General features: G+C 60.5%; 14 protein-coding genes and 1 tRNA gene. 4 read left to right on the forward strand and 11 right to left on the reverse strand.

What is annotated here, in order from left to right; translation table 11 throughout:
- Window positions 1–13 precede the first annotated feature (13 nt).
- The gene (locus tag GPL81_RS29210) at window positions 14–442 is read left to right on the forward strand and encodes a TOBE domain-containing protein (RefSeq protein ID WP_096509079.1); all 429 of its coding nucleotides are present in this window, start codon (window positions 14–16) and stop codon (window positions 440–442) included.
- 24 nt (window positions 443–466) lie between these two features.
- On the opposite strand, the gene GPL81_RS29215 is transcribed toward GPL81_RS29210, so the two are convergent.
- Together GPL81_RS29215 and ggt are read right to left on the reverse strand one after the other, a co-directional pair.
- Window positions 467–838: a helix-turn-helix domain-containing protein gene (locus GPL81_RS29215; protein ID WP_160109555.1), complete on the reverse strand. Its 372-nt coding sequence runs from the start codon at window positions 836–838 to the stop codon at window positions 467–469.
- A gap of 231 nt (window positions 839–1,069) precedes the next feature.
- Complete coding sequence (gene ggt / locus GPL81_RS29220; RefSeq protein WP_160109556.1) at window positions 1,070–2,914, reverse strand: gamma-glutamyltransferase; 1,845 nt, start codon at window positions 2,912–2,914, stop codon at window positions 1,070–1,072.
- A gap of 166 nt (window positions 2,915–3,080) precedes the next feature.
- Between ggt and GPL81_RS29225 the strand changes: the two genes are divergently transcribed.
- The gene (locus GPL81_RS29225; protein ID WP_160109557.1) at window positions 3,081–4,190 is read left to right on the forward strand and encodes a DUF2817 domain-containing protein; all 1,110 of its coding nucleotides are present in this window, start codon (window positions 3,081–3,083) and stop codon (window positions 4,188–4,190) included.
- Window positions 4,191–4,358: 168 nt separating this feature from the next.
- Here GPL81_RS29225 and GPL81_RS29230 read toward each other — a convergent pair.
- The 6 genes from GPL81_RS29230 to GPL81_RS29255 all read right to left on the reverse strand — a co-directional run bounded on the left by GPL81_RS29230 (window position 4,359) and on the right by GPL81_RS29255 (window position 9,959).
- A tRNA-Met gene (locus GPL81_RS29230) sits at window positions 4,359–4,435 on the reverse strand.
- A gap of 80 nt (window positions 4,436–4,515) precedes the next feature.
- Entirely contained in the window at window positions 4,516–5,976 is a 1,461-nt protein-coding gene (locus GPL81_RS29235; protein ID WP_160109558.1) for an amidase, read from the reverse strand.
- 60 nt (window positions 5,977–6,036) lie between these two features.
- A complete protein-coding gene (locus GPL81_RS29240) occupies window positions 6,037–7,071 on the reverse strand; it encodes an ABC transporter substrate-binding protein (RefSeq protein ID WP_160109559.1) in 1,035 nt (344 codons plus the stop codon).
- A 27-nt stretch (window positions 7,072–7,098) separates the two neighbouring features.
- Window positions 7,099–7,908, reverse strand: coding sequence for an ABC transporter permease (locus tag GPL81_RS29245; protein ID WP_160109560.1), 810 nt, complete (start codon window positions 7,906–7,908; stop codon window positions 7,099–7,101).
- Window positions 7,905–8,825, reverse strand: coding sequence for an ABC transporter permease (locus tag GPL81_RS29250; protein WP_160109561.1), 921 nt, complete (start codon window positions 8,823–8,825; stop codon window positions 7,905–7,907). The genes GPL81_RS29245 and GPL81_RS29250 overlap by 4 nt, the downstream gene beginning before the upstream one ends.
- A 15-nt stretch (window positions 8,826–8,840) precedes the next feature.
- Complete coding sequence (locus GPL81_RS29255; protein WP_160109562.1) at window positions 8,841–9,959, reverse strand: ABC transporter ATP-binding protein; 1,119 nt, start codon at window positions 9,957–9,959, stop codon at window positions 8,841–8,843.
- Window positions 9,960–10,185: 226 nt separating this feature from the next.
- On the opposite strand from GPL81_RS29255, the gene GPL81_RS29260 reads away from it, so the two are divergent.
- A complete protein-coding gene (locus GPL81_RS29260) occupies window positions 10,186–11,085 on the forward strand; it encodes a LysR substrate-binding domain-containing protein (RefSeq protein WP_160109563.1) in 900 nt (299 codons plus the stop codon).
- A 167-nt stretch (window positions 11,086–11,252) separates the two neighbouring features.
- Here GPL81_RS29260 and GPL81_RS29265 read toward each other — a convergent pair whose 3' ends face one another.
- Window positions 11,253–13,310: a methyl-accepting chemotaxis protein gene (locus GPL81_RS29265; protein WP_160109564.1), complete on the reverse strand. Its 2,058-nt coding sequence runs from the start codon at window positions 13,308–13,310 to the stop codon at window positions 11,253–11,255.
- A gap of 334 nt (window positions 13,311–13,644) precedes the next feature.
- Here GPL81_RS29265 and GPL81_RS29270 point away from each other — a divergent pair, with 334 nt between their 5' ends.
- Window positions 13,645–14,850, forward strand: coding sequence for an MFS transporter (locus GPL81_RS29270; protein WP_160109565.1), 1,206 nt, complete (start codon window positions 13,645–13,647; stop codon window positions 14,848–14,850).
- Between the two features lie 190 nt (window positions 14,851–15,040).
- Here the strand turns inward: GPL81_RS29270 and ychF are convergent, their stop codons facing one another.
- Entirely contained in the window at window positions 15,041–16,141 is a 1,101-nt protein-coding gene (gene ychF, locus GPL81_RS29275; RefSeq protein ID WP_160109566.1) for a redox-regulated ATPase YchF, read from the reverse strand.
- A gap of 22 nt (window positions 16,142–16,163) precedes the next feature.
- Entirely contained in the window at window positions 16,164–16,748 is a 585-nt protein-coding gene (gene pth, locus GPL81_RS29280; protein WP_007973893.1) for an aminoacyl-tRNA hydrolase, read from the reverse strand.
- Window positions 16,749–16,797 lie beyond the last annotated feature (49 nt).

Genomic DNA, 16,797 nt, shown 5'->3' on the forward strand with positions numbered 1-16,797 from the left:
AGGCTACAAACCAATGAAAGTCAGCGCCCGCAACGTGTTCAAAGGCACCATCAGCCAAGTGCAGTCCGGTGCCGTCAACGCGGAAATATCCCTGAAACTGCCCGGTGGCAATGAACTGGTGGCGGTGGTCACGATGGAAAGTGTGAAGAACCTTGGCCTGGCGGTCGGCAAGGAAGCGGTCGCGCTGGTCAAGGCACCTTGGGTCATGCTGATGACCGATTCCAGCGACATTCGCCTGTCGGCGCGCAACTGCCTTGAAGGCAAGGTCACCCACGTCACCGATGGCGCGGTGAACGCCGAGGTTGTCATCCAGCTCGACGGCGGCACCGAGGTCTACTCGATCGTCACCCGCGATGCCGTGGCTGAACTGGGCCTGGCTCCCGGCGTGAGTGCAACGGCGGTGATCAAGGCGTCGCACATCATTTTGGGTGTGCCGGCCTGATTTCAAAAGTCAGCGGGCACCTGATCAGGCCTGTTTCATAGGCTTGATCAGGCTTTGCGCCGGTATGCCAAATAGCTCATGGAGTTTCCAGATCATCGGCAGGGTTAATGCGCGTTTGCCATTGAGTACTTCATAGACTCGATTGGTACGACCAATAGCCGGCGCAAGATCAGCAGCAGACAGCCCGGATTGCTCCATCCGAAATTTTATCGCGTCGATCGGATTGGGCAGGTCCACCGGAAAATGTTTCGATTCATACGCTTCGATAAGCGTAATCATTATTTCGAAGTAGTCACCTTCAGGGGTGCCGGGTTCGGGTTCGTTGTCGAACTGCGCTGACACATTTTTCAGGGCTTCACGGTAGTCCTCGTCGGTGCGAATCGGACGAATGTCCATGGGTTACTCCATCTCGACGGTGTCAGCGTCGATTGCGTCGTATTGATGCTCAATAGATTCCGACAGCAGACTTGACGGGTTAAAGCTATCAGTGATTGCGAGTGGCAAACTCTACATAAATTGCTATGTCTTGCGGGTAGGACCGGGCTGGGTTTGAGAGCGATCAGGATCTGATGTTCATAAAAAAAGGGCCTACCTCCCGGTAAGCCCTTTCTCACGCTTGCGTACGACTCAATCCCCCAGCGCTTCCCCCTCGCGCCGAGGGTCCGCGCCGCCAGCCAATGACGCTTTGCCCTGCGCATCCTTGACCCGAACGATTGCCTGGGTACCGCTGGTCATGTCGATCTCGCTCACGCTGTGCCCCTTGTCCTTCAACGCCTGGATCAGTGCCGGGCTGAACTGCCCTCGTTCCAGTTCGGTGGGGCCGTTGCGGCTGCCGAAATTCGGCAGGTTGATGGCCGCTTGCGCATCCAGGTCCCAGTCGAGCAGGCCGACGGTGGTTTTGGCGACGTATTCGATGATTTGCGAGCCGCCGGGTGAGCCGACGCTGGCGACGAATTCACCGCTTTGGCGGTCGAAGATCAGCGTGGGGGCCATGGATGAGCGTGGGCGCTTGCCCGGCTCGACGCGATTGGCCACTTTTTTCCCGTTCTCTTCGGGGATGAACGAGAAGTCGGTCATCTCGTTATTGAGCAGGAAGCCCTGAACCATCAGATGCGAGCCGAAGGCGGATTCGATGGTGGTGGTCATGGACACGGCGCCACCCTGGTCATCGACAGCCACCACTTGCGAGGTAGAGATTCGCAGCGGTGAACGATCCGTCGCGTAAGCCACCTGAATGCCCGGTGGCGTACCCGGTTGGGCCGTGCCCATGCTGCGCTTTCCGATCAGGGCGGCGCGGCTGGCCAGGTAGGCCGGATCCACCAGGCCTTTGACGGGCACAGGCACGAAGTCCGTATCGGCCACGTATTGGGCGCGGTCGGCATAGGCCAGGCGTTCGGCTTCCGAAATCAGGTGCACAGCGTCGGGAGACGGTTCGATGCCGGCGGGGGCGTTGGTCTTGACCGGTTTCATCGGCGCCAGGGCAAAGCGTTTGTCGCGTGTTTCCAGGGCCTGCAGGGTACCGAGGATCTGCGCCACGGCAATCCCGCCCGATGAGGGTGGCGGCATGCCGCAAACCTGCCAGCGTTTGTAGTCGGTGCACAGGGGCGCGCGCTCCTTGGCGCTATAGCCGGCAAGGTCGTTCACCGACAGGCTGCCCGGGTTGGCGTGGCCCTGGACCTTGGCCACGATCTCTTGGGCGATGGCGCCTTTGTACAGGGCATCCGGCCCTTCTTTGGCGATGCGCTGGAACACCGCAGCCAGCGCCGGGTTCTTCAGGCGTGTGCCAATGGCTTTCGGGCTGCCATCGGCATTCAGGAAGTACGCGGCCATGTCGGGTGAAGTGCGCAAGGAAGAATCCGAGGCGATCAACCCATACAGGCGCGGCGAAATGGCGAAGCCTTGCGAGGCGAGTTCGATGGCCGGTTCGAACAGTTGCGCCCAAGGCAGGCGTCCGTGCTTTTGATGGGCCAGCTCAAGGGCGCGCAATACGCCTGGCGTCCCCACCGAGCGCCCGCCAATCTGCGCCTGGGTGAATGGCATCGGTTGCCCGTCGGCTTGCAGGAAAAGTCGCTCGGTGGCGCCGGCCGGTGCCGTTTCTCGACCATCGTACGTGCGCACGGACTTGCCATCCCAGAGCACGATCAACGCGCCACCACCGATGCCCGAGGATTGCGGCTCGACCAGCGTCAGCACCGCCTGCATCGCAATCGCCGCATCGATGGCCGAGCCGCCGCGCCGCAGCATCTCCCGTCCGGCCTCAGCCGCCAGTGGGTTGGCGGCAGCCGCCATGTGTTGCGTGGCGTGTCGGGTCTGCAGATCGGTGCGATAACCGGAAGCGCTTTCCGGTGCGAGCGGCAGCGTCGACTGCGAAGGTGAAGAGGGCGGGGCGTTGCAGGCAGCCAACGTCAAGGCAGTGGCGATCAGCGACAACGCTGTCAGGCGAAAGCGGCTCAAGTGGAAGGCTGAAAGCACGTTGGGCACTCCGTCCGTTGGATAACGATTCAGCGGACTTTATCGACCACCACGCAGTGACGCAAACCGGCGCGCGTGACAAAGACGTTTTTGCGCTTCATGAATGGGCGGAATGTCTGTAGGGTCGTTGCCAACAACCAGGCCAGAAAATCAACAAGAGGCAATCATGCACACCGAGTTCCCGACCCAGCCAAGCTACCGCTCCCAGCGTGAACAATTCCTCGCGGTGGCGACCGCGGCCGGGGCGACGCTCACCGAGTACCCACACCCGCTCAAGGGGCCGTTCGGCGAGCACTTGAGCACCGACGTGGCGGTTCTGGGCGATCCTGCCGCCAAACGCCTGCTGATTGCACTGAGCGGCACCCATGGCGTCGAGGGCTACTATGGCTCGGGTTGTCAGATCAAATGGCTGCAGGAACTGGGCAAGCGCTCGTTGCCGGTGGATGTTGCCGTGGTGATGATCCATTCGATCAATCCCTGGGGCATGGCTTGGTTGCGCCGGGTCAATGAAGACAATATCGACCTGAACCGCAATCACCTGAACTTCGACAGTCCGTTGCCGGACAACCAGGCCTATGACGCGCTGCACGAAATCTATGGGTGCTCACAGTTTCAAGGTCCCGAGCGTGATCGCGCGGATGCGCTGCTCGACGAGCAAGTCCGCCAACATGGCTGGCCGGCGGTGATGTCGATTGTCGAAGGCGGTCAGCACCGGCATCCAGACGGATTGTTTTATGGCGGGCTGGCGCCGAGCTGGTCGAACCGAACGTTGCATCAGATCATTCAGACGCATGTATCTCATGCCGATGTCGCCCTGTGCTTCGACCTGCATACCGGTGCCGGCGAGTACGGTCATCCGATGTTGCTGACGATTACTGAAGCGGCCTATCCGGCGCTGGCCGATGCCCAGGCGATTTATGGCCCGTGGCTCTACACCTTGCAGACCGGAGCGCAGACATTCAGTGAAACCGGCGTGGCCGCCACAGCTACCGGCTACACCTCCCAGGCATTGATCGATGCGCTGCCCCAGGTGCGGTTGATGCCGTTCGTCATCGAATGCGGGACCTATCCGGGGGCGGATGTGCATCGCCATCTGCGCGATGACCACTGGCTGCATTTGCATGGCAATCCGAGTGATGCCGTGGGGCGTGAAATCAAACTGAATCTGCTTGAACAGTTCTATCCGGCTGATAGCGATTGGCAGGCGATGGTCTGGCTGCGGACCTGGCAGATCTGGGAGCGGGCATTGTCGGCGCTGCCAACCATTCGCACCTGATACCTGTAGGAGCGAGCCTGCTCGCGATGAACGAAAGGACGCCGTGGGGCATCAGGCTGCCAGCGTCATCGTTCACGACCATCGCGAGCAGGCTCGCTCCTACAATGCGGTCGCTTTTCTCGAGGCATAAAAAAACGGCCTACCTTTCGGTAAGCCGTTTTTAGTACTTGGTGGCTACACAGGGACTTGAACCCCGGACCCCAGCATTATGAATGCTATGCTCTAACCAACTGAGCTATGTAGCCAAGTGGCGCGCATTATTCACTGGGAATGCAGATGCGTCAAGCGTAAATCTAAAATATTTCTCTACACTATCAACCGTTTATCAAAATACCTCGTTCAACAGCGGTGAAGGGCAGCGCTGAAACCAGCGAGTCGCCTGTTCGTAAGCGTGGGCCAATTGCAGGACGGCGAAGTCGGCCTGGTGCCTGCCGATGATTTGCAGGCCCATTGGCAAACCGTTCGCGTTGAAGCCTGCCTGCACGTTTGCCACCGGACAGCCGGACAAGGTGCCGGGGATCACCACCTCCATCCAGCGGTGATAGGTGTCCATGGTCACGCCTTCAATCGATGTGGGCCAAGGCCGGGTTTTATCGAATGGGAACACCTGGGCACTGGGCAGCAGCAGATAATCGAAGTCTTCAAACAGCCGGGAGATCGCCCGGTACCAGTTACTGCGATCCACGGAGGCGGCAAACACGTCGCTGGCCGACAATTTCAAGCCGTGTTCGATTTCCCAGCAGGCTTCCGGCTTCAGCAGCGCACGTTTTTGCGGGTCGGCATAGGTCGCCCCCCAAGAGCCGGCGACCATCCAGTGACGCAGGGTCCGCCAACTGCTCCACAACTGTTGCGGGGCGAATTCGGGCTGCACCGCTTCGATATGACAACCGAGGCTCTCGAAGTCGGCGAAAGTCTTTTCGCACAGTTCGAGAATGCCTTTCTCCATCGGCAGATAGCCGTTGAAATCCCCCAGCCAGCCCAGGCGAGTACCTTTGAAGTCGCGCTCCAGCGGTGCCGCGAAGGCGCTGCCGGATTCGGCGATGGACAGCGGCGCCCGGGCGTCGGCACCCGCCTGCACGGACAGCAGTAACGCGGCGTCGCGCACGCTGCGGCCCATAGGGCCCTCGTAGCCGAGTTGATCGATGAACAGATCGGCGCTGTCATCGAAGGGTACCCGCCCCTGGGATGGGCGGAAACCGAAGATGTTGTTGAAGGCAGCCGGGTTGCGCAACGAGCCCATCATGTCGCTACCGTCGGCGACGGGCACCAGGTGCATGGCCAGCGCCGCCGCCGCGCCACCGCTGCTTCCGCCGGCGGTCTTGCTCGGGTCATAGGCGCAACCGGTGGCGCCGAACAGCGGGTTGTAACTCTGCGAGCCGAGGCCGAATTCCGGGGTATTGCTCTTGCCGATGATGATCGCGCCGGCCGCCTTGAGCCGCTCTACCATGATCCCGTCGCGTTCGGGGATAAAGTCCTTGTACAGCGGCGAACCCAGTGTCGTGCGGATGCCGCGGGTCAGCGACAGGTCTTTGACCGCATGGGGCAGGCCATGCATCCAGCCGCGGTAGTCGCCCCTTGCCAGTTCGGCATCGCGCAGGTCGGCCTGAGCCAGTAAATCTACCGGCGCTTGCAGGCTGATCAGCGCATTGACCCGCGGGTTGAATCGGTCGATATGGGCCAGGTAAGTCTGCATGACTTCCCGGCAGGAAACCTGGCGCAAGCGAATGCGCTCGGCGAGTTCATGGGCCTGCAGCAGGACCAGTTCGCTGATGTTATTAGAAGTCATTGCAACGCTGCCTTTCGGACGGCTGGAGAAACACCCCGTCACCGGACGGGGCGGTAGAAATCAACGCATCAGGCTGGTCCAGAGACGGTCGGCGAGGCGGATCGCACCTTCGCCACAGGTCTTGCTGAACACCACCTGGGTGCCTTCGGGAATGTGCAGCTCCGGGGCGTCCTTGAGGCTGGCGTCGAGGAACGGTTCCACACCCTTGATCGGGCTTTGGTGCTTGAGGAAGTTCTGGGTCATGGCGGCATTTTCAGGCTGGCTCAGGAACGCGATGAACGCCTTGGCATTTGCCGGGTTCTTGCTGCCCGTCGGAATCACCATGTTGTCGACCCAGGCCAGTACGCCTTCTTTCGGGTAGAGGTATTTGAGGCCGGGTTTCATTTCCCGGGCGCGCATCGACGAACCGCCCCAGAACATCGACATGTCGACTTCACCCGCGGCCAGGTTCTCGCGGATCGAGCCGGCCTTGGAGCTGTAGGTCTTGACGAACGGTTTCTGCGCCTTGAGCAGGCTCAGCACTTGCTGCATCTGCTTGGGGTCTTCACTGCACAGCGGGATGTTCAGGTACAGGCTGGCCATGTCGATCTCATCGCTGGCCGAATCGAACATGTTGATCCGCCCCTGCAACTCGGCCGGTGGCTCGTAAAGCACCTTGTAGCTGTCGGCCGGGCCCTTGTAGCGTTCGGTGTTCAGCACCACGCTGGTGGTGCCCCAGATGAACGGCACGGAATAGGCGCCTTCCGGGTCCCAGGAGGGTTTTTTCAGGTTATCGACGACGCTGGCGTAGTAGGGCTCTTTGGCCGGGTCAAAACGTTCCAGCAGGTTTTCCTTGATCAGGATCGGAATGAACTGGTGCGACGGAATGGCCACGTCGTAACCCGCGCCGCCCTGTTTCAGCTTGGCCAGCAAGGTTTCGTTGGAGTCGTAGGAATCCACCGTGACTTCGATGCCTGTCTGTTTCTGGAACTTGGCAAGGATCTCCGGCGAAAAGTAACCGCTCCAGCTCACCACATTGAGTTTTTCCGCAGCCTGAACGCTGCCGGCCAAGGTCAACAACAACGAGGTCCCGATGCTTGCAATCAACTTGCTCATGCTATTTCCCCACGGTACGTAGAAGGTTCAGGTGTTCTTTTTGCCCAGCAGCCAGGAGAGGCTGACGAACAGCACCGAGACGCCCAGGATCAGGGTCGACACGGCGTTGACGTCGGGTGTCACGCCCATGCGCAACAGGCCGAAGATGAAGATCGGCAGGGTGGTGGTGCCGGCCTGGGAGACCATCATCGAGATCACGAAGTTATCCAGCGACACGATGAAGGCCAGCATCAGCCCGGAGAAAATCCCCGGCATCAGCAGCGGCAGGGTGACCTTGCGAAAGGTCCGCCACGGGCCGGCGTAGAGGTCGGCCGAGGCTTGCTCCAGCGACAGGTCCATGTCGTTGAGCCGCGCCCGAATCGGCAAGTAGGCAAACGGGATGCAAAACACGGTGTGGGCGATGATCAGGTTGCCGTAGCCCAGGGACAGGCCGAGGGTGGAAAACAGTGCCAGCGTGGCGACGCCCACCACGATTTCCGGCAGCACCAAGGGCAGCATGATTGCGCCCATCGACAGTTGCAGGCCCTTGAATTTCGCACCACGGGACGTGCCGAGGGCAGCAAGAGTGGCAATCGCCGTGGCGATCATGCTGGCGCACACGGCAATCAACAGGCTGTTGCCGGCGGCCTGGCGCAAGGCCTGATTGGCGAACGCCGCGCGGTACCAGTCCAGGCTGAACCCGGTCCACACCGTGGCGGACTGGTTGGCGTTGAACGAGAACACCACCAGCACCACGATCGGCGCGTAGAGGTACAGGTAGAACAGGAAACTGAAGCCACCGAAGCCCGGAAAATCCTGCACACCCAGGCCGTTTCGTTTGAATAGACGCAGCATCATGCACCTCCCTTGGCAATGCGTTGACGTTCGGCGCGCAAGGCATACACCGTCAGGACCAGCATCACCGCAGCCATCAGCACCAGCGACAGCGCCGCGCCGAAAGGCCAGTTCCGTGCATCGCTGAACTGCCGGAAGATCAGGTTGCCGAGCATCATGCGGGTGCCGCCGCCCAGCAGTTCCGGGGCGATCATCGCGCCCAGGCACGGCACGAAGGTGAGGATCGCGCCGGCGAGAATTCCCGGTCTGGCAATCGGCAGCACCACCTTGCGCAAGGTACGTACACGTCCGGCGTAGAGATCCTGAGCAGCCTCCAGCAGGCGGATGTCCATCTTTTCCAGGGTCGCGTAAATCGGCAGCACCACGAAGGGCGCGTAGGTGTAGACCAGCCCCAGCAACACCGCGCCGTCGGTGTAGAGCAACTGCAACGGCTGGTCGATGATGCCAAGGCCTATCAGGCTGTTGTTGATCACGCCCGTGTTACGCAGCAACAGAATCCAGGCGTAGGTGCGGATCAAGAGGTTGGCCCAGAACGGCACCGTGATCAGAAAGATCAGCAAGCCGCGCCGATGTGCCGGTTGCATGGCGAGCCACACCGCCACCGGAAATCCGATCAGCAAGGTAATGAGCGTCGTCAGTCCGGCGATGCCGATGGAGCGCAGGGCGATCAGCAGGTAGGAATCGGCGAAGGCCAGGCTGTCATCCAGTTGCCGTTCGAACAGCAGCGAGGTGTAGGCGTCGCTGCTGAACACTTTGTTCACCCCGCCGTAGGGGTTGGCTTCCATCAATGAATAGGCGATGACAATCAGGATCGGCACGATCAGAAACAGGCCGATGGCGATCAGCGCCGGGCTGACCCCGAGAAAGCTCTGGAACGCCCGACGACGCTCCAGGGTATTGGCGATCGGTAACGCGTGCATGGCAAATCCTCGGGCTCAATCGTGCAGGACGCTGGCGCTGCCGCTGTCAAACAACAGGCCGGCCTGGGTGCCGACGGCGAAGCGCAGGTTGCGGTCGACGCAGTTGGGCGTACGCACGGTGAGGCGCGAGCCGTCACTGAGGCTGACTTGATATTGCAGGTCGGTGCCCAGGTAAATCTGAGCATCGACCCGGCAGGGCAGCGCGCCTTCGGTGCTGGCTGGCGTCAGGTGCAGGCGCTCGGGACGCACGGAGAGCGCAACGCTGGCGCCGACCTGAACATCGCTGCAGGGCTGCGCCGGCAGCGGATGCCCGGCGGGTCCGGCGAACCAGGCCAGGCCGTTTTCGATGCGAGTCACGGTGCCTTCGATGAAGTTGGTTTCGCCGATGAAGTCCGCCACGAAGCGATTGCGCGGGCGTTCGTAGATGTCTTCCGGGCGCCCGACCTGCTGCACTTCGCCTTCGGACAGCACGGCGATGCGGTCGGACATGGTCAGCGCTTCTTCCTGGTCATGGGTGACGAAGATGAAGGTGATGCCGGTCTTGGCCTGGATGGTTTTCAGCTCCTCGCGCATGGCCTGGCGCAGCTTGAGGTCGAGGGCCGAGAGTGGCTCATCGAGCAGCAAGACCTTGGGATGCGGCGCCAGCGCCCGTGCCAGTGCAATGCGCTGTTGCTGGCCGCCGGACAGTTGCGCCGGTTTGCGTGTGGCAAAGCGTTCCATCTGCACCAGCGCCAGCATTTCGCGTACGCGCTCGGCGACCTGGGCTTTGGTCATCACCTTGCCCATCGGGTGCGATTCGAGGCCGAAGGCCAGGTTTTCGGCGATGGTCATGTGCGGGAACAGCGCGTAATGCTGAAACACCGTGTTGACCGGGCGTTCGAAGGGCGGGCGATCGGCGATGTTTTCGCCGTAGAGCAGAATCTCGCCTTCGGTGGGAAATTCGAACCCGGCGATCATCCGCAGGAGGGTGGTTTTGCCGCAGCCGGAAGGGCCGAGGAGGGTGAAGAATTCGTTGTCGCGAATGTCCAGGTCGATGCTTTTCAGCGCCACCGGGCCGGTCTTCGGATCACCGTAGACTTTGCGCACCGAGCGGATGGACACCGCCAGTGTTTGCAGCGAATGCAGGGCATTCATGCGTTACCTCCGATTCCCCCATCGCCTGCGGATACGCTGAAGTCAGCTGTGCCGTCGGGCCATGGATATTATTTTTTTGGGCAGGATCGAGATGTGTTCAGGTGTATTGAGCCAGCTGTTTTTTGTTTTGCTGTGCGTCGATTATCAGTGAGGGGTTGCGGGGGCGAAACTTCAATTTTAACATACGAGCTGTTAAATAATTTAACAGCCAAGGGTGCCCGCAACCATGCCTGATCACCGTTTACCGCCGCTGAACGCGGTGCGTGCCTTTGACGCGGCGGCCCGTCTCGGCAGCTATGTCGAAGCCTCCAGGGCGCTGCACGTGACCCAGCCTGCAATCGGTCGGCATGTGAAATTGCTGGAGGAATGGCTGGGCACTCAACTGTTCGAGCGCACGTCCCGTGGCGTGACCCTGACGCTGGCAGGTGAGAAATATCACCGCAAGATTGCGACGGCCCTGCAGCTGATTATCGAGGCGGGCAAGGAGGCAAGGCCCAGGGACGCCGAGCGATGGCTGCGCATCATGGTGGTGCCGGGGTTTGCCAAGCGCTGGCTGATGCCGCGCATTGAGGTCATGCGTCATTTGCGGCCGGGCCTGAAGTTCGCCATCGAGCCCAACTCCACCTTCACCGATGTCGACGGTAAAAGTGCCGACCTCGGCATTGTCTACGGCCTGGACGGACAATATGCCCATTCCCGTGCGAGCCTGATCCGCCCGCGGGTGTTCCCGATCTGCACCCCGGGTTATCTGGCCGGCATCGCCCCCATCAACAGTCCCGCTGACCTGGTGAAACACAACCTGATTCACGTCGATGATGGCGAGTGGTGGAACCTGTGGTTTGCCGCCCATGATCTGGATGTGCACCTGAACTCGGACATGCTGTACGTCAACAATGACCACGCGCTGTCGGTGGCCGAAAGCGGGCAGGGCATCGCGTTGGCCAACGAAGTGCTGGTGCGTGAAGAGCTCAGGAGTGGCGCGCTGGTACGGGTGCTGGACGCGGAGGTCAAACTGGAAAGTTATCGCGTATTGACACCATCCGCCGAGCTCTCGGCGGATGTGTCGTGGTTTATCCAGTGGCTGAAGACCGAACTGGAGCAAGACTTTCCGGAAGCGGTGATCTGAAGGCCACCAGGCGTGAAGTTGCCTGGTTCCGCTTTTCCTGTAGGAGCAAAGCTTGCTCGCGATGGAGGTCCAGACCACGCGATCTTTAAGACAGGGCGCGTTATCGTTCACGACCATCGCGAGCAAGCATTGCTCCTACAGGGGAACAGGGCTTGCTCGCGATGGCTTCAACTCAAACGAAACCGCCCCGTGTTGTCGCTCAGGGCCTTGCTGCCCTGGCTCAAGGTATCGGCTGCCTGATTCACTGCCCGTGCGCCTTCGAGCAAGCGGACCGCTGCCTGATCCACCTGCTGGATATTGCCGCTGACTTCGTCGGCGGTGCTTGCCTGTTCGTCGACGGCCGTGGCGATTTGCGACAGGGTGTCGGTGACGCCCTGCACCGCAATGGCAATTTCCCCCAGGCGCTCACCGAGGCCGGTGACGGCTTGTGCATCGGACTGTGCCTGGCCACAGGCAGCCTCCATCAGGCTCACCGCTTCGTTCACCGTACTGCGCAGGCTGTCGACCGTGCCGGCGATTTGTGCGGTCGAGGTTTGGGTGCGTTGCGACAGGCTGCGCACCTCGTCGGCCACCACCGCGAATCCGCGACCCTGCTCGCCCGCGCGAGCGGCCTCAATGGCGGCGTTGAGCGCCAGCAGATTGGTTTGCTCGGCGACGCCACGAATGGTGTCGACCACCAGTTGAATCTGCTGTCCTTGCTCACTGACCCGACCCAGTGCGGCTGCGGTGTCATTCAAGCGTTGGTTGAGCTGCTGGATACTCGCCGTCGTGATCTGGCTGTCACGGCTGCTGTCGGCGGCTATGCGTTGGGTGTGCTGTGCGCTTCCGGAGGCCCGCTCGCAGCTTTCGGCCACCCCTTGGGAAGTGGCGGCCAATTGCGTCGCCGCTGCGGCGATCTGGCTGATTTGCAGCTGCTGGGCTTCCACCTCACCGAGGGCATCGCTGGAGTGATGATTGAGGGTTTTCACCGCGTTGCTCAATTGCGACGTCTCGTGATCGACATCCAGCAGGCTGGTGCGCAGTTGCACGACGGCGACATTGAGAGCGGTGCTGATGGCTGCCAGTTCGTCCCTACCTTGTACCGGTACTTGCAGACTCAGATTGCCATCGCGCAGGGCTTCGGCCAGCAGGGTGATGCCGCTGGCACTGCGGCGGATCGATGCCTGCAAACAGATGAACAGGTACAGCGCGGCCAGCAGCAGGCAGCCAAAAATGCTCGCCACGACGATGAACTGGCGAATCGCCGAACCCTGGTAGTCATCCAGGCGGTGATCAAGCGACACCAGCGACTGCTGACGCAGCGCGGCGAGGTCGGTGAGCAGGGCGTCGAGACTGCGCTCGAAATCTTCCGGCTTGAGGGTAATGCTGCCGCCGAACACACCGTCATCGATGACTTTCAAGCCTGAATCGAGGCGTTTCAGGCTTTCGTGGTACTGCCCGACCCAGGTTTGCAGGGCGCTGGGTAAACGCGATTCGAGCAGGCCAGCCGTTTTGACGAGCTGCTCCCGGGCATCGCCGATTCGACTGCGAAGGTCGCGCAATTGCAGACGGCTTTGCAGAGTAAATTGCCCTGATACCACGGATGCCTGGCCAACGGCTGCAAGGCGTCCGACCCGTTCGATCAGGTCCGGCGCATGCTGTGTGGAGATCTGTGTCAGCAGGTAGGTTTCCAGCCACGGTGCCAGCGTCAGGCGATTGTCCATGGCGATCTGCTCGCGCAAGGCTTGCAGGGCACTCAGGGCGCTGGTGAAGCGGTCGTAGCCGTCCGGCCACCAGCCGACGCTGCCCAGGCTCTTGGAGTCCAGACCGTTGAGGGCATTTTGCAGCGCCTGATAACGGGTCAGGGTTTGGCCCTCGGCGCCTTCCTGTTGCAGGGCGTTGTTCAAATCCGCGGTGGCCTGGGCGACCACAGGTTGAACGGCATCGAACGCGGCCATGGCGGCGAGGGTAGCGGGTGTCGGCTGGCGATTGGTTTCGGTCGCGCGCCAACGCGCTGCACGATCACGTTGCGCAGCCAGCAGGTTATCGAGCGCATCGAGGGCAAGGAGTTGACGAACCCCGGCACGTTCGCCGGAGATCAGATTCAATTTGTCACGATAGTCCTGACCGATCATCCACAGGCTGCCGGCCAGTGGCAGGATAAACAGCAAAAACAACAGCTGGAATTTACGCGCAAAACCAAAACGCCCCAGCAGTCCGATCCCCGGTGATAGAAAAGCCTGCATGCCCCATGACTCCTTTGGACACCACGCACTATCGGCGTGCATCAGGGTGCGTATGACCCCGAATTGTGCCCCTTTAAAAGGCCTCGAAAGTTCACCCTCGCCAGCTCTGTAGGCCGACTCTGTGGCGAAACTTCCCATTCTCGGTCCCCTTTGTAAGGGGGCCGCGTTGAAGCGGATAAGCAAGGCAAGATTCAGACCATGGCTATGCGCTATCACTTGTTCGGCGATGAACATCAAGGTCGTTAGCAGGCTAAGGGGATGGCGCGGCTGCACTGAAAAATGGCACATTGGCGAACCTGCCCGTGTGCACCCCCTCTGTTGTCCGGAATTTCTCATGACTATCAGCAACGTTCAGTCCGCGCCTGCCACTTTACAAAGCAGTCCGCTGGTCATGCGCATCATCGGCGCAGTGGCGCTGGCGCATTTGATTAACGACCTGATTCAATCGGTACTGCCCTCGATTTACCCGATGCTCAAGGCCAGTTATGGCCTGACGTTCACCCAGGTCGGCCTCATTACTCTGACCTTTCAGTTGACGGCCTCATTGCTGCAGCCCTGGGTCGGTTATCACACCGACCGCCATCCCAAGCCGTGGTTGTTGCCTGCCGGCACGATCTGCACATTGGTGGGGATTTTGATGATGTCGGTGGTGGGCAGCTTCCCGCTGATTCTTTTGGCGGCGGGGCTGATCGGCATCGGTTCCTCGACTTTTCACCCGGAAGCTTCTCGCGTGGCACGACTGGCCTCGGGCGGGCGTTTCGGGCTGGCGCAATCGACCTTCCAGGTCGGCGGCAACGCGGGTTCGGCTTTCGGTCCGTTGCTGGCGGCGGCGATCATCATTCCCTTTGGTCAGGGGCACGTGGCCTGGTTCGGCCTGTTTGCAGTTTTCGCACTGTTCGTGCTCTACCGGATCAGCCGCTGGTACGCCAACCACTTGAACCTGTTCAAGCTCAAGCAAGGCCAAGCGGCGACTCACGGCTTGTCCAAGGGGCGGGTAATCAGCGCACTGGTGGTGCTTGGGATGTTGGTGTTTTCCAAGTATTTCTACATGGCCAGTTTCACCAGCTACTTCACCTTTTACCTGATCGAAAAATTCGACCTGTCGGTGGCCAGTTCGCAGTTGCACCTGTTCCTGTTTCTCGGTGCGGTAGCGGCGGGGACCTTCTTTGGCGGGCCGATCGGCGACAAAATCGGGCGCAAGGCGGTGATCTGGTTCTCGATCCTCGGCGTCGCGCCGTTCACCCTGATTCTGCCGCACGTTGACCTGTTCTGGACCAGCATTCTCAGTGTGGTGATCGGTTTTATTCTGGCATCGGCGTTCTCGGCCATTGTGGTGTACGCCCAGGAACTGGTGCCGGGCAATGTCGGGATGATCGCCGGGGTGTTCTTCGGTCTGATGTTCGGCTTCGGCGGGATCGGGGCGGCACTGCTGGGCCATCTGGCGGACATTCACGGCATCGAATACGTGTACTTCCTGTGTTCGTTCCTGCCGTTGCTGGGCGTGCTGGCGATATTCCTGCCAAGAACCAAGAAAGCCTGACGATCCGCCACCCTGTAGGAGCAAAGCTTGCTCGCGATGGCCGTTACGCGTTTTGTCAGAAGCACCGCGTTATCGTTCATCGCGAGCAAGCTTTGCTCCTACAGGTTTGCATCATGTCTATTCATCAGGCACAAAAAAGCCGCGTATCAAACGCGGCTTTTTGTTGGGCGGGTGCTTCGTCCTGAAAAACTTACACGTTGAAGCGGAAGTGCATCACGTCGCCGTCTTTAACGATGTAGTCCTTGCCTTCCAGACGCCATTTACCGGCTTCCTTGGTACCGGCTTCGCCCTTGTACTGGATGAAGTCGTTGTAGGCGATCACTTCGGCGCGGATGAAGCCTTTTTCGAAGTCAGTGTGGATCACGCCTGCGGCTTGCGGTGCGGTGGCACCGACGCGGACGGTCCAGGCGCGGACTTCTTCGACACCGGCGGTGAAGTAGGTCTGCAGGTGCAGCATTTCGTAACCGGCGCGGATCACGCGGTTCAGGCCAGGCTCGTCGAGGCCCAGGGCTTCGAGGAACATGTCTTTCTCTTCGCCGTCATCCAGCTCGGCGATTTCCGCTTCGATCTTGTTGCAGACCGGCACAACCACGGCGCCTTCTTCTTCGGCGATGGCCTTGACCACGTCAAGGTGCGGGTTGTTTTCGAAACCGTCTTCAGCCACGTTGGCGATGTACATGACCGGTTTGGTGGTCAGCAGGTGGAAGCCCTTGATCACCGCTTTCTCGTCAGTGCCCATGTTCTTCATCAGGCTGCGCGCAGGCTTGCCTTCGGTGAAGTGAGCGATCAGTTGCTCCAGCAGGCCTTTCTGGACCACTGCATCCTTGTCGCCACCCTTGGCGTTACGCGCGACTTTCTGCAGTTGTTTCTCGCAGCTGTCGAGGTCGGCGAAGATCAGTTCCAGGTCGATGATTTCGATGTCGCGTTTCGGGTCGACGCTGTTGGAGACGTGAATCACGTTCTCGTCTTCGAAGCAGCGGACTACGTGGGCGATGGCATCGGTTTCACGGATGTTGGCCAGGAACTTGTTGCCCAGGCCTTCACCTTTCGACGCGCCGGCAACCAGGCCCGCGATGTCGACGAATTCCATGGTGGTCGGCAGGATGCGTTTTGGATTGACGATGGCAGCCAGGGCTTCCAGGCGCGGATCCGGCATCGGCACGATACCGCTGTTGGGCTCGATGGTGCAGAAGGGGAAGTTCTCGGCCGCGATACCGGATTTGGTCAGGGCGTTGAACAGGGTGGACTTGCCGACGTTAGGCAGGCCGACGATGCCGCAATTGAATCCCATGGTGTTTCCCCTCGGATAAGAGTCAGGCCTTCTGGCTGTGCAGGTTTTTCATCGCGCGGTTCCATTCACCGGCGAGGATATCCGGCAGCACGCCGAGGGCAAAGTCGATGCTGGCATCGAGTTTTTCCTGTTCGGCGCGTGGCGCACGACCCAGGACGAAATTTGAAACCATACTGGCAACGCCCGGGTGGCCAATGCCAAGCCGCAAGCGGTGAAAGGTATTCTGATTGCCCAGTTGCGCAATGATGTCGCGCAACCCGTTGTGACCGCCATGGCCACCGCCAACCTTGAGCTTGGCGACGCCCGGAGGCAGATCGAGTTCGTCGTGCGCCACGAGGATTTCTTCAGGCTTGATGCGGAAGAAACCGGCGAGTGCCGCCACGGCTTGGCCGCTGCGGTTCATGTACGTGGTGGGAATCAGCAGACGAACATCCTGACCCTGATGCGAATAGCGCCCGGTCAGGCCGAAATATTTGCGGTCCGCCACAAGGTTCACGCCTTGTGCGTTCGCGATGCGCTCAACAAAAAGGGCCCCTGCGTTATGCCGGGTCTGTTCGTATTCAGCGCCTGGATTTCCCAGGCCAACGATCAGTTTGATGGCAGTCACGATAGGGGCCCTTCATTGGAGTGGTGGAAAACATCGCCGCAATCAGGGA

This window comes from Pseudomonas izuensis (assembly GCF_009861505.1).
Classification (GTDB): domain Bacteria; phylum Pseudomonadota; class Gammaproteobacteria; order Pseudomonadales; family Pseudomonadaceae; genus Aquipseudomonas; species Aquipseudomonas izuensis.

Bases quoted from the DNA above. Each gene is read 5' to 3' on its own strand.
- GPL81_RS29210 (WP_096509079.1), top strand. From the start codon at position 14: ATGAAAGTCAGCGCCCGCAACGTGTTCAAAGGCACCATCAGCCAAGTG.
- GPL81_RS29215 (WP_160109555.1), bottom strand. From the start codon at position 838: ATGGACATTCGTCCGATTCGCACCGACGAGGACTACCGTGAAGCCCTG.
- GPL81_RS29225 (WP_160109557.1), top strand. From the start codon at position 3,081: ATGCACACCGAGTTCCCGACCCAGCCAAGCTACCGCTCCCAGCGTGAA.
- GPL81_RS29235 (WP_160109558.1), bottom strand. From the start codon at position 5,976: ATGACTTCTAATAACATCAGCGAACTGGTCCTGCTGCAGGCCCATGAA.
- GPL81_RS29240 (WP_160109559.1), bottom strand. From the start codon at position 7,071: ATGAGCAAGTTGATTGCAAGCATCGGGACCTCGTTGTTGTTGACCTTG.
- GPL81_RS29245 (WP_160109560.1), bottom strand. From the start codon at position 7,908: ATGATGCTGCGTCTATTCAAACGAAACGGCCTGGGTGTGCAGGATTTT.
- GPL81_RS29250 (WP_160109561.1), bottom strand. From the start codon at position 8,825: ATGCACGCGTTACCGATCGCCAATACCCTGGAGCGTCGTCGGGCGTTC.
- GPL81_RS29255 (WP_160109562.1), bottom strand. From the start codon at position 9,959: ATGAATGCCCTGCATTCGCTGCAAACACTGGCGGTGTCCATCCGCTCG.
- GPL81_RS29260 (WP_160109563.1), top strand. From the start codon at position 10,186: ATGCCTGATCACCGTTTACCGCCGCTGAACGCGGTGCGTGCCTTTGAC.
- GPL81_RS29265 (WP_160109564.1), bottom strand. From the start codon at position 13,310: ATGCAGGCTTTTCTATCACCGGGGATCGGACTGCTGGGGCGTTTTGGT.
- GPL81_RS29270 (WP_160109565.1), top strand. From the start codon at position 13,645: ATGACTATCAGCAACGTTCAGTCCGCGCCTGCCACTTTACAAAGCAGT.
- ychF (WP_160109566.1), bottom strand. From the start codon at position 16,141: ATGGGATTCAATTGCGGCATCGTCGGCCTGCCTAACGTCGGCAAGTCC.